Here is a 12,095-nt window from a genome sequence, read left to right as displayed (position 1 = left end):
GCTTAGAATTTAGAAGTCAAAGCCAAAAGTTTCTTTCAAATCTGTACCCCAGTTACCGCCTTGGCCTGCATTTTGTCCATATTTCTTTTTAGCAGCACCACAAACTGTACCACCTCTATATCTACGTTCTTCGGTTTCTTCACCTAAAGCTGGCATACCCACACAAGGAATGCCGCCTGTACCAGCTAAAGCCCAGTAAGGGTAAACACGTTTTAAATCCATTTCTTTTTTACCTTCTGTCAATTCTACACGGTAAGAAACACCGTTTTTAATAAATACCAAAGTGTCTGCAATTTCATCAATAAACTTTTGTAGGCGTTTAGAAACTGGCTTTGTGATGGTGTCTTTAATTTTGGTATTCATCAAGTAAATTTTACGGCAATAGTTAGCCCTATTTACATTAATTGATTGATGACCATGATTAGGCATAAATACATAAATCCATTCGTCGTTCATAACTTCTCTACCAGAACCTGTAACAATTGGCTTGTTTTTTACAAAAACGCCATTTACAAAAGAAGAATAAGTAAGTGGTTTTACTTTTAAATCAACGGTTACTGGTATTGGGCTGCCATCGCTACCAGAGGTTACTGTTCTTTTTGTTGTAGTTGCCATGTGAAGTTGTGCAAGTTTTGTATCAGGTTGCGCACCTGTTTTATTTTGATAGAACAAAAGTAAAGGTTTCTTTTTTACCAAACAATTTTATTTGGTAAAATTTATAAAATAATTTTTGGACAAAAAATTGGCCAGGGTAAAAACCCTAGCCGCAACCAAAACTAACTGCTTATGAGAAAATTTAAAATCTTATAAAATTCCGTTGAATACCAAAGCCCACAAATGGCTGTGGCTGTAAATTTTTACCCAAACCATAACCTACCATAAACCCAACACCCCACTTTTTAGGTTTGGCTTCATTTAGCTTAAAGGCTGTTAATCCTGTAAGGTGTGTATTTGGGTTAAAGCTAAAGCCATCTATATACAGTTCTCTAGCACTGTGCCAGTGCTTTCTTCGCCAATAAGTAACTAACGCAATACTATCAGTTACACGATATTGCCACGCACTATCAATATTTACATAGCCTTTCAGCTTTAGCCACTTGTCTTTGTAATTAATAATATAAGTAGGTGACTCGTAATGGTTCGTATCTAAGTAAACCGTATCTATTTTAGGTTTAAAGCTGCCATTGGTTTCTGTGCCAATAAGCGCCACATTTTGCACTGATTTTACTTTGGGCTTTGCCTTAATTACTTTAACCAAGCTATCAATCACTTCTTGGTAATAGTTGTTAATTCCTTCAATATCAACAGCGGTTTCAGTATGCACGGTACCACCATCATCAGTGTATTGTGTAGGTGGTTTTACAACTAAAGTAGTATTGCCGCTTGCTGGCTTTTGCTTTGATTTATTGCAGGATTCTATTGAGAGAAAAGCAAATAGGCAAATTAAACAACACAGTATAAATGATATCAATAATTGATAGTAGGTAGTTTTCATTATTTGTTTAAATTTTCGGTTAAGTCACTTGTGTTTTCTACGGCAAATTGTGCTACAAGTACCATTACAGCACCTGCAATTGCAGCATGGCCAGCAATAGCAACAATAGTTGCAGGCACATTAGGTATAGTTATTAAACCTGCACTTAACCCAGATAATGACAAGCCTAATCGGCGAAGTTTTTTGAAAAACTTTGGTGTTGGCGAAACGAGTCGCTCATACAAATGTTTCATTGGTTAACGTTTTATAGTAATGAATACTTTTTCTTTTTTAGTGGCTTCAGTAAGCTTTGCATTTAATGCTTCAAATGCACGCACACTATTTACCACCATGTCTTTAGTAATACCAGTACCAGGTAACAAACAGCCGTCTGTGTTAGCTGCATAGTTGCCTACGTGCATTCTAATACCATCAAACCCTTTTACATTCAATAACAATGGCAATAGGCGTTTAAAGCGATTGCTCCATGTAATTACCACTTCGTATCTACCAGCAGGGATGGCGGTTTTGCCAAACACCTTTTTTTCTGCTATTTCTGCCTCAGTCATAGATTGGTCTAAGCCTCTATCTACATCTTCTAAAATGAAACATTCTGGCTGGCCATCAATAAACAACCTGCTAATGGTTGTGAGGTCAGTTTTTGTTAGGGGTGTTAATAGTAATTCCACGTTGCTTTTTTATACGAGTGATTAAATTTTTACAACCTGCCCAAATTGCTTTCATAATGGTTTGGCCAAGCCAAGCAGCTGCGCCAGTAACCAAGGCAAGAAGTACTGCATTGATAGCTTCTTTTGTAACGGCTAGTTTTACTAAACCAACTACCCAACCTGCCATTACTGAAAGTGTGCTTTTGCTATCCATTTCTAAATTTCTTTTACCAAAAATGTGTTCCATCACCAAAATTTTAAAGGACAAAAAATTAAAACATGCCAAAGGATCCTTTCAAATCCTCATTGCCGTTTCGTGTACATTTTTCAGTTGTGGCTACAGGATATAATGGAAAGTCCGACGCGTTATTTTGCAAGTAGCCGGTTGCAAGATTCATCCAGCTTTGAGCGCTAGATGTGGCTTCTCTAATTAGTACAGATAAGCGGTTAGCATCTGCGCTTGTACGATTATTGTCATCATTGGTGCCAGAACTGCTAGTATCTACAACGGTAAGACCATTATCATCAAGCTTCACTGTCATGCTTGGTAGTGCAAATGTGATGGTGTAGTAAGCAATGGCTTTTTTAAGCATTACTAGTAGTTCTTTTTCTTTGTCACTCAATGTAACAGTGCTTGCTGCAAGCTTTGTTTTTAAGGCATTGTATAGCGCATCACCTAGTTTGGGCTTTATTTGTTGTGCTTCTACATCTACCATTTTCCAGCGCATAGCCCAAAAGTTGCGGTAAGGTGTAGCGGTATTGTATTGATCGTTAAAGTCGCTAGCGGTTTGTATAAACAAGCTGCGATACTTTTTAAACTCTGCACTTTCTACCCACTGTGGGTAGCTACTAAGGTTTTCCTCTAAAAATTGCAATAGCAATTCACTAGCTATTTCTGCTTCTTGCAATTCTGCTTGCCTAAACTTAGTTACCTGATACTGATAAGCGGTTTTTTCGCTATCTGTTTCTGTACGCCTAGCACCACTAGCCGTTAAGCTTATTTCTGCAATGGGTGCATAATAATAACCAAGGTAAGGGCCTATCACATTGCGGCATTCGTGTAGTAAATTTTTTAATGATTCGCTTAAATCATCTTCATTTGTTACACCTGCTAAAGCATTATTTAAAGTATTGTACAGGCTTGTGCCTATAAGCTTTTTAATGTGGTTTCGCTCAATGCTTCGCAATGTGCGCTTAATAGCGTAAAATTCTATTTTGCCCTTAAAAGAAGCGTAATCGGGTAACTTAGTATTGTCTTTAAATAACATTAGCTTACTTTTTTAACTGTTCCTGTATTTTGGTCAAGCGTTGTAAGTACAGTATCACGAAAGCGAAAAACAATGTCTTCTGCCCATTCGCTTACGCCACCTACTATACGGTTAAATTCTTTCATCAAATACAATGGCTCTAGTAGCACATTGCGTTCAAGCTGTAAGCCTGCGGTATACATAAGGTAAGCTTCTCGCTTATCGCTACCGCCACTGCGTTGCTGCCCACTGCCAAAGCTGCCTGCACCAAACAATACCGGATCTAAACCCATTGCAACCATTAATTGATTATCTGCTGCAGATTGTGTGATGATTTCTTTGTCGAGGTTGGTTTTGTCTTCTATTGGCGTTATTTTAATGCGGCCATATTCTACATTGCCATGCTTATCGTAGCTGAAGAATGATACAAATGTTTTGTAGGCGTTCTCGTTACCAGTCAAGTATTCATCCATTTGTTTTAGCAATTCTTTTTTGGCTTGCACCTGTTCATTACCGTTATTTTCACCCATGGCTGCCCATTTTTCTATACCATATTTTTCTTCAAAATAGGTTTCTGGTATTTCTACATGGTACTTAATGCTAAATGCTTTATCGTACAGCATTTTAATCATGCCAGGTATTTTGCTAGCAATCTCTACCCAGCCAGCCATACGAGCGCCATCCCAAGCAGGTACTTGGTAGTATGTTTTATTTACCGATGGATAGTTAACAGGTAATATGGCAGATTTAGCAGCTGTCAAGCCCTTACTAGCACGCTGATTTTGTGCAATTTCTTTAAGGCTTTCAAGCGCATCGTACATATCAATACAGTCAACCGCTTTAATAAACTTATTATCTACGGTTGATAAATTCTCAAGATTGTTAGGGCTATTAATTAGGCCACGGATAGTTTTTTTATCGTCGAATTTGGCGTATTGGTCACTGGAAGCACCCCATAATTTAGACAGATAGACTTTATCAATATCGCCTCTATCGTTCATTTGCTTAAAGCGGCTATCGCAGCTTTCTTGGTGTACCCATCCTGTAATGGTTTTAGCGTCGTAACTTAAAATTGCTTCAGAGAAACAGTTACCAAACCAAGTCCAATCTTGCAAGTACTCAAGCATAAAGCGGTGAAAGCGTCTATCATTTAGGGTTTTGTAGATAAGCGGATTATTGGATGGCTTTATCACCTCAAATACTTCTGTTCTGCCACCATCGGTAATATCTGTAACCTTACCAGCTATAATACCAGAACCCCAAAGGGCACGGGCTTTCCAGTCTAGCCCAGATTTACCCACACCACAGTATCGCATTTGGTTTTCAATGTTTTGAGGAAAACGGTTGTCTTCGCCCCAAAACGCCACATCTAGTAAATTCTGCAAGCTTTTAACAGCTGGTGCTGTACCACGAGGGTTAGATGAATAAGTACCCGCTGTAGTATTAATTTTAGAAAAGTACACAGCAGTATTGCTGGTACTTAAAAAGGCAATTGGGCCAGAAATGATTGCGCTTTCGCTCATAGCACAGGAATTTGATTGATATGGGTAATTAAAACGGGGTGAACACTGCGTATTTTTTTATTAGGCAACTCAATGTTTCTAGTAAAATTTAGGTTGTGATTGGCATTTTTAGGCGTGCTAGTTTTGGTAGCAATGGCTTCATCATCTGTAAGTTTAGCGGCCTGCTCTTGTGGTAGTTGGCGGCAAATGCGGCACTTTGGTATTTCAATAACTTGACCGCCTACACCTTTTTTTACATCGGCTGTAATAAAGCGTAGGCTTACCCATTGGTAGCTTTCTAAAATAGCAAGCGCCTCTTTGAGATTGATTGAATTATTTGCCATGAAGTAAAAGTGGCAAATATGATGTGTGATGGAAAGGACAAAAAAGAGACAAAATACCGCTATGGCTTTTGGCAAAATTTTTCGCAAGTGAGAGCCGTAGAAACGAGCGCAGCGAAAAATTTTGCCCCCACCCGCTGACGGATAGGGCAAAATTTTAATAGTTGACTAGTTTAAAAAGTCGTTAGCCGTGTTGCAAATTTCAAAAGCTTTGCGGCTGCGTTCGTTACCTGTACCAAACAAAAAGCCCCGTAGAAACGAGGCTCGGTTGCGAAAACTTCGGTTTTTTAGTCCGAAAGCTTTTCTAATTCTTGTTTGCGTTCAAGTTCATCGGCTGTAAAACGCTTGCCATTTGCATAATCTAACTCATGCAATAGCATATACAACGTACCAATTGGCTCTGTACGCATCACATCATTTATTTGTAATACACTTTGGCTACCCAAATGCTGCATTTGCGGTATGCCATTTTCTTTCTGCATATTGGCTTGTAAAAGGTGTAGCACTAGTTGGTGCTTTACTTCATGCACATTTTTAGCTACTTGGGTAAGCATTGCTTCTGCTTGCTCGTTAATTACTGCGGTTTCGTATACGGGTTTGTTATTTACTATTTTATTAGGTAACATGATTTTTAAGTTTTAAATGTTTTCGGAAATAAAAGAAATGGATTTTGTGGCTTACTCGAAATTCCAGAATTGTAGTTGCGTGCTTACATAATTAGCATCTAAACTATTTAAAGTAGCGGTAACAGCCTTTTTTGCCTGTAATAGCTGCTGCAACTCTTCGTACTCTGGTAGCTGCTTAATGCGCTGCTGCAACTCAATAATTTTTCTTTCCTGTAAGGTTTTTTCTTTTAATGCACGTTGCCTATTGGCTAATACACCGTGAAAATGCTCGTAAAGCACTTCGTAACATTGTAACTTAAAATTTTTTAATTCTGGGCTATCACTTTTGATAGAAAATAGCCAACCGTAGATAAACTTTTCGGGTAAACAAATCATTTCTTGACGGCGATTTAAGGTGTCACGCATATGCTGAATAGCATACACGTCTCTTAAAATTTCGTCTTCTTTAATATTCTTTTGCTGCCTGTCATAATTGACTTTTAAGGCTTCGCAAATGGGCTTTACAGCTACCCACCATTTGCCATCAACGTTGGCAAAAATGATTTCCCTACCGTTAACTTCTAACGTAGGTGTAGAGCTTTGCTCTTGTGTTTGTGTGTTTGTCATAATAAAATAAATATAGCCTAATAGCCAGGGTGACAAACACACAAACACGATTAAGTGAAGTATTAAACGGATTGACTACCGTTTCCCTGGCCATTAGGCTGTTAATAAATTGAATTTGAATTGAGAACATGCTTTGTGTGTTTGTCAATTCAAATGTATGTTAAGTTTTGTAACTACCAAAAATAATTTTAGTACGGTGCAATAACGTTAGAAATTCTAACATTATTGTGAGTGAGGCTTACTTTTATTAGAAATACTAATATTTTATTCTAGTACCAAAGTGGTTTTTTGAAAAGTAGTACCGTCTTTGTCGTAATACACATCGCATAGTTTTATAAAATCATTTGCTGTTATTGATGCATTTAAAAATTTACTAACTGCACTTTTAGGCGCAACCAATCCGATAAACTGATATTGTTTTTTGTCTTCATCATCTGTAACAAAATTTCTTATGCCGTAAAAACAAGAAACCGCATAGTATTTTATTGATGGATTTTTAACCTCATCAAATGCTTTCAATTTTTCAAGTAAAACATCTTGCGTAACTTTTGCTGCAATTTGTTTAGGCGTTTTCAAGTAGCTATTAAATATGCTTGTTTCAAAAATATTTGATAGGAAAAGACATAAGCCATTGTCTACATTTTTAGTTATTTCTATCGGGAAATTCAATTTGTTATCATACAAATAAAAACAATAACTATTTTTTAGAACGCTGTTTACTTCACTCAAATTCGCTTTTATAAATTTTATGTTATCATCCAATTTGCTTCTTTTAATAAAAGCTTGTAATGAATCTTCCATGTCTTCATAGTTAACTTTTAAAACACTTCTAGGATAGTCTGGGAAAATTAGCGCCCCAAACAAACTGCGAATCTTCATTTCAGTTTTAATATCGCCAATTTTCAATTGAGCAAATCCATTTGCGCAAATTAAAATTGCCAAAGAAAATAGTAGTTTTCTCATAATGTTAATTTTAGCTGCAATGTACAATTTACAGGCGTTAAAGTGGCAATCGTAGGTTAATTTTTCATACTTTTTAAGGGTTATCGTTTGGTTATCAATCAATTATTTTCAACCAATATTTTTTAAACCCCAAAAGCCCAAAGAAAACTGCCGCCCGCACTATGCCGTTGAGGCGTTCGCCAATGGTGCTTTTTATGCATATATGTAGGCTGCGCCTTCCCCTATGACTGCGAAGCACCATTGAAGCCCCTATGATGGCGATAGACAGCATAGGGTTGCCGGGCAGTCCTTAGACATGCCTGGCGTAACCATTAACGTATTGTGTACACATGAATGAGCGAGAGATGTACCCGGCGCAGCGTGGTACAAACGAGTGGATGAGTGGGTTCTGAATACGTGTGTTATGGATAGGCAGCAGTACCTTGTACTGCAGATAGCCCGACGGCTTGCCGTAACACCATAAACCTATCCAATAATAATACTATTGTTTGCTGTTAATGTAGTAAGACTATATTTTAATTTACTTTCAAGCATACCATACACTAGCATATCTAATGCATCGCTATAGTGTGTTGCTTCATCAGCTGGATACTTAGGGTCTTTCTCTGGGTCTTTATTCTTCTCAAATCCATTCTGACCATACTTAGTACCTGCAAGGTTCACTGACGTAATTAAACTCTTACAGTTCTCTCTATTAAACATTAGTACTCTATCATAGTACTTATCTTTTTGAAGTAAGTGGCCATACATTCTATACTTACCCTCATGGCTAGGCGCTTGCCCCATATACATAGGCTTAACTATCCATCCACCTTTACGTAATGCTGCTATTACATCATCACATATACGTGTCTCTTCCTTATCAGATACAGCCGTGTGATCATACCAGTAATAGATGAGCCGCTTCTTCAATGGCTTGTAGTAATCATTAAACTGTTTTAGTACATCTTTTAGTTTGGCAGGGTATAGCGAGTGTAAGCCATTTAATATCTTAATCTCGCTACCAGTATCTTGAGCAACAACTAACGGGTGTATGCGCCTGTTATAGTCAAGCGCTATATGCAAGGGTAGATTAGTGTTAAGGTCTTTATCCTTTCTGCAATCTAGAGTAGGGTTTAAAAAGTCAATATGGCTATTATCAAAGTAGCTTTCATTCTCACTGAAATAACCGTGATTCTCTTCATCAAAGTCAGGATAAAAGCCATCTTCAAGCTTCATTGGTCTAAGGTTTAATATCTGTGTATCAAACTGAAACTCTGATGTATCACGTATTTGTTGTTTAATGTAATCTATACCAAGTGCATGTATATTATCTAGGGTTGAAGCTTCATGGTAGTATAGTAACCCTTTACGTAAAGAATTTATTTCTTCATCCAATACAGCAATTTGTTTGCTTGCTTCAGCTTTTTGTTTGGCGTTTCCATTTTTAAAAATATGCTTTAACTTAAACCTGCAAACTTGAAGTTCCCAAATTTGGTTAACGACTGTAATATCCATGTCGTTCAGCTTATCCAAAATCCATCTACCAGAAGTACCAACAGGCATATCCGTAGTAAAAGTGATACCATGATGGTAAGGATTATTTTTAAACGCAGGCACAATACCACGATTTGCAGGCAATAACTCAGTTGTTATTTTTTCTTCGTTAAACAGTTTGGCTTCATCGCCTTTAATATGGTCAATGGTTAAACCATTAGAGGATCCTTTTCTGTCTTGGCTTATTAAGTGATTGCCAGAACCATTCCACCAACACATGAAGTACTTAAAGTTAAGTGGTCTTCTATAAGGGCCTTCCCATTTCCATTTTTTAATCCATGCTTGAGATGGTGTTTCCCCTATTAAATAATGGTGGCCATATTTATAACCAATTCGTTCTAGCCCAGCCATATAGCCAGGTAAGGTTCTAGTCAATAATTGCGTGAAAGTTGCACCTAATATTACACCAGTGCTGCGTGGCATTGTTCCTAAATAACAATTGGCATCTTTCGGCGCTAGTACACCTTCACTTTTACCAACACCTCTACCACCTACCAATATTTCATTTTGTGCGCCAATAGTATGGCTGCGAAGCTGTGGTTTATTAAAGTGTACCTGTTTAATCATTTGGGTTTACCTCCTCATAAGAAATATCTTCAAACATGTCTATTTTAATCTTCTTGCCACGTTTCTCATTCACCGCTTTAAGTACTTCTTTCATATCTACATCAGGTGCACCTAATTTACGAGGATCAAATACCGCCTCAAACGTATGGCCTTCAAATTCGTTAGCGCTTTCTTCTTCAATCTCTTCAATTTCTTTCAATAGGGCAACAGCACTTTTATAAATGCTACCATAGTTTTTCATGTCACCAATTTCTTTGCATCTGCGAAGCATTTTTTTGCCTTCTTCAAGCAAAAGCTTCATCTCAAATGCTTTATTGATTTTGATTACAGTGGTAAACAATTCTTGCGAACATTCTAGGTCCTCATAGGCTTGTGTAATGCCAATATCATAAATGCTACAAACCGTATTTAATACCTCAGCTTCTGAGTATTTGCCCGACATTAATTCGTTGTAAATGAACTGGTAACGTTCTAGTTTATCCTGTTGATGTTTAGTTAATTGAATTTTAGAAATACGATTGCTGATGTGTTCTTTAATAACCTGCCAATCCCTTGTTTTAGACACAAGAATGTCAGTAGCATTACCTATTTGTTCTGCTTTCTTCTGCAATGCTTTTCTAAGGTTATCGCTCATTAGTCTATCATCTTGCTTTTAGCCTGTTTCAAAATATCTAAAGCCATTGTTTGTGCTGGGCTGCTACCTGCTTTGGCCATTTTCATAATGCCGGTTCTTAAGTCAACTTGCCCCTGTAAGTAGCCATTATTGTAAGCATCAAAAATTTTACCGCTAGATGGCGTTTTAGTTTTACAAGCCATCTTAAATGCTACGTCATCAACCTCAATCATCAAAGCAATTTCACTTGGTGTAAAAAATAAGGCAGCCAAATAAGTAATTGTTTTCAATTCATCATTAGTTAAATCATTCAAAGATTTCGGCATTATCACAAGTTTTTTCTATCCAATCAATATGAAAATTCGCTAACTCATCGTTTACACAAATTACCCCTGCTTCTATGCGTGGGTTACTGGTAAAGTTGGCACTACCTACAATGGTTACACTACCTTTTGCACTGCGTATTACGGTAACTTTTGCGTGTATTTCGGTTAAGCGAATACGGTTAAAATTATTATTGGTCAACTGATATACTTCAGGCGTTCTTGTCTTAGCCCTAGCATCAAGCAGCATTGTTACACTTAGTAACTGTTTACGATCGATGGCGTTTATTAACTGCCTAGCGGCAAATTCTCTAATAGCATAAGTGGTGATGAAAATATCTGCAGGTGAGTAAATATGCAGCAGCTCTGTTACAAGGTCGTGCATGCTCCAATCGCCATCGCTTACAAAATGCACCGTACAACCTTCTTTTACTTGGTCTAGCAACCGCTTTAGCTTATCAGGACTTTTACAGATTACAAAATCTGTTGCGTCGCACACTTGTACGTTTAAAAAGTCCCCATCATTAACTATTGGTGCTATTGTTGGAATTTTAATAAGTGCCATCTTGCCTCCAATTTTTTAATGTTTGCTTCATGCTTTTGCAGCAGAGCCACACGCTCAGGTGTTTTTTCTCGCTGCTTCATTTTATTGTAATTCTTGCGCAAGTTGTCTAAGGTGCTTTTTACCAATTCATCCGGCACAGCATCCATTTCTGTTGCCTCGTCATGCTCAGTATCTTCATTGGGTAAGCGGCCGTGATCATGTACATATTTAGCAATGTCATACAGCTTACTCGCTCTTTGGTATTTTACAACTGCATCCACTGCAATGGGGCTTCTTTTCGTAACCAAATCAGGTCTATTCACATCTTCAAAGCCGTCAACTGTGGCTAGGCTAAAAGCAACGGCTCTCAAATTCATTGACTCCTTAAACATATTAGTAGCCTTTAATAAACAGGCTTCGTAAAGCTCTGGATTAGCCGGTTCTTTAGGCGTTGAAACCAACATGGCGCTTTCGGTGGTTCCGGTATTCTCGTTTGTCTTTGATGACCCAGTGGCGGTGGCGGGTTCTTGAATGTTGGAAGATTGTTGTGTTTGGGTGGTACTGGTATTACTCTCATTATCTATAGCTTTTAAACGGTTACATTCTGCTAGAAGTTCTTCGTATAATCGTTTATTAGTAAAGTCGGTTTTGCCTTTTTGCATCAAAGAAATTAACCTGGTATCAGGATTACACTGAGAATACAAAATTACCCCAGCCCAGTACTCTCTTTTACCATTTAGCCATAAACGTAACGCCTCTAACATATTGTAATATTAGAGGCTTTCGCTTTTCTTGTAAAGGACAATTATTTTACCATGTAAGTGTACGTAATGCTACTTGTGCTTTAAGCCACATTTGCATATCAAGTAACAAGGCAGTATTCAAAGTTTCGCCCGGTATTGGTACTATTTGCCTAGTGCCATTTATCAATTCTACTTTGGCTATTACCCTAGGCTCTAGTGTATGAGTGATATAATAGCCAGGATGCTTGGTATTAAGGCTTTTACTAAATAAGAATCGTGGGTATTGTCTAGCCATAAAATTGGTGCAAGTTTTACAGGTTGCGCCCCTGATTAAGGCAATAA

At 37.7% G+C, this 12,095-nt stretch carries 17 protein-coding genes; all 17 read right to left on the bottom strand.

Annotated features, from left to right (window positions below):
* Window positions 1-9: 9 nt before the first annotated feature.
* Window positions 10-615, bottom strand: a complete 606-nt coding sequence (locus ACT9TX_RS05910) for a hypothetical protein (RefSeq protein ID WP_481337318.1) — start codon at window positions 613-615, stop codon at window positions 10-12.
* A 181-nt stretch (window positions 616-796) separates the two neighbouring features.
* The gene (locus ACT9TX_RS05905; protein WP_481337317.1) at window positions 797-1,495 is read right to left on the bottom strand and encodes a hypothetical protein; all 699 of its coding nucleotides are present in this window, start codon (window positions 1,493-1,495) and stop codon (window positions 797-799) included.
* On the bottom strand, window positions 1,495-1,728 hold the full coding sequence (locus ACT9TX_RS05900) for a hypothetical protein (RefSeq protein ID WP_481337316.1): 234 nt from the start codon (window positions 1,726-1,728) through the stop codon (window positions 1,495-1,497). Before ACT9TX_RS05900 ends, ACT9TX_RS05905 begins: the two co-directional genes overlap by 1 nt.
* Before the next feature lie 3 nt (window positions 1,729-1,731).
* Window positions 1,732-2,163 (bottom strand): DUF5675 family protein, encoded by a 432-nt coding sequence (locus tag ACT9TX_RS05895; protein WP_481337315.1) that lies wholly within the window; start codon window positions 2,161-2,163, stop codon window positions 1,732-1,734.
* Window positions 2,129-2,389 carry a hypothetical protein gene (locus tag ACT9TX_RS05890; RefSeq protein ID WP_481337314.1) on the bottom strand — a complete coding sequence of 87 codons (261 nt, stop codon included), beginning with the start codon at window positions 2,387-2,389 and terminating at the stop codon, window positions 2,129-2,131. The genes ACT9TX_RS05895 and ACT9TX_RS05890 overlap by 35 nt, the downstream gene beginning before the upstream one ends.
* A 25-nt stretch (window positions 2,390-2,414) precedes the next feature.
* Window positions 2,415-3,410: a DUF6712 family protein gene (locus ACT9TX_RS05885; protein WP_481337312.1), complete on the bottom strand. Its 996-nt coding sequence runs from the start codon at window positions 3,408-3,410 to the stop codon at window positions 2,415-2,417.
* Window positions 3,410-4,912 (bottom strand): hypothetical protein, encoded by a 1,503-nt coding sequence (locus ACT9TX_RS05880; RefSeq protein WP_481337311.1) that lies wholly within the window; start codon window positions 4,910-4,912, stop codon window positions 3,410-3,412. The genes ACT9TX_RS05885 and ACT9TX_RS05880 overlap by 1 nt, the downstream gene beginning before the upstream one ends.
* Window positions 4,909-5,235: a hypothetical protein gene (locus ACT9TX_RS05875; protein ID WP_481337310.1), complete on the bottom strand. Its 327-nt coding sequence runs from the start codon at window positions 5,233-5,235 to the stop codon at window positions 4,909-4,911. Before ACT9TX_RS05875 ends, ACT9TX_RS05880 begins: the two co-directional genes overlap by 4 nt.
* A gap of 284 nt (window positions 5,236-5,519) precedes the next feature.
* Window positions 5,520-5,858 (bottom strand): hypothetical protein, encoded by a 339-nt coding sequence (locus tag ACT9TX_RS05870; RefSeq protein ID WP_481337308.1) that lies wholly within the window; start codon window positions 5,856-5,858, stop codon window positions 5,520-5,522.
* A gap of 51 nt (window positions 5,859-5,909) precedes the next feature.
* A complete protein-coding gene (locus ACT9TX_RS05865) occupies window positions 5,910-6,464 on the bottom strand; it encodes a phage antirepressor N-terminal domain-containing protein (RefSeq protein WP_481337306.1) in 555 nt (184 codons plus the stop codon).
* A 264-nt stretch (window positions 6,465-6,728) separates the two neighbouring features.
* On the bottom strand, window positions 6,729-7,427 hold the full coding sequence (locus ACT9TX_RS05860) for a hypothetical protein (protein ID WP_481337305.1): 699 nt from the start codon (window positions 7,425-7,427) through the stop codon (window positions 6,729-6,731).
* Window positions 7,428-7,892: 465 nt separating this feature from the next.
* Window positions 7,893-9,530, bottom strand: a complete 1,638-nt coding sequence (locus ACT9TX_RS05855) for a hypothetical protein (RefSeq protein ID WP_481337304.1) — start codon at window positions 9,528-9,530, stop codon at window positions 7,893-7,895.
* A complete protein-coding gene (locus tag ACT9TX_RS05850) occupies window positions 9,523-10,164 on the bottom strand; it encodes a hypothetical protein (protein WP_481337303.1) in 642 nt (213 codons plus the stop codon). The genes ACT9TX_RS05855 and ACT9TX_RS05850 overlap by 8 nt, the downstream gene beginning before the upstream one ends.
* On the bottom strand, window positions 10,164-10,469 hold the full coding sequence (locus ACT9TX_RS05845) for a hypothetical protein (RefSeq protein WP_481337302.1): 306 nt from the start codon (window positions 10,467-10,469) through the stop codon (window positions 10,164-10,166). Before ACT9TX_RS05845 ends, ACT9TX_RS05850 begins: the two co-directional genes overlap by 1 nt.
* Window positions 10,450-11,031 (bottom strand): phospholipase D-like domain-containing protein, encoded by a 582-nt coding sequence (locus tag ACT9TX_RS05840; RefSeq protein ID WP_481337301.1) that lies wholly within the window; start codon window positions 11,029-11,031, stop codon window positions 10,450-10,452. The genes ACT9TX_RS05845 and ACT9TX_RS05840 overlap by 20 nt, the downstream gene beginning before the upstream one ends.
* On the bottom strand, window positions 11,004-11,774 hold the full coding sequence (locus tag ACT9TX_RS05835) for a hypothetical protein (RefSeq protein WP_481337299.1): 771 nt from the start codon (window positions 11,772-11,774) through the stop codon (window positions 11,004-11,006). Before ACT9TX_RS05835 ends, ACT9TX_RS05840 begins: the two co-directional genes overlap by 28 nt.
* A 46-nt stretch (window positions 11,775-11,820) precedes the next feature.
* A complete protein-coding gene (locus tag ACT9TX_RS05830) occupies window positions 11,821-12,048 on the bottom strand; it encodes a hypothetical protein (RefSeq protein WP_481337297.1) in 228 nt (75 codons plus the stop codon).
* Between the last annotated feature and the right edge of the window lie 47 nt (window positions 12,049-12,095).

The sequence above is a fragment of the Parasediminibacterium sp. HNIBRBA5674 genome, from assembly GCF_056745525.1.
The sequence above is the reverse complement of the archived record's forward strand: the minus strand, read 5'-3'. Positions and strand labels throughout refer to the sequence as shown.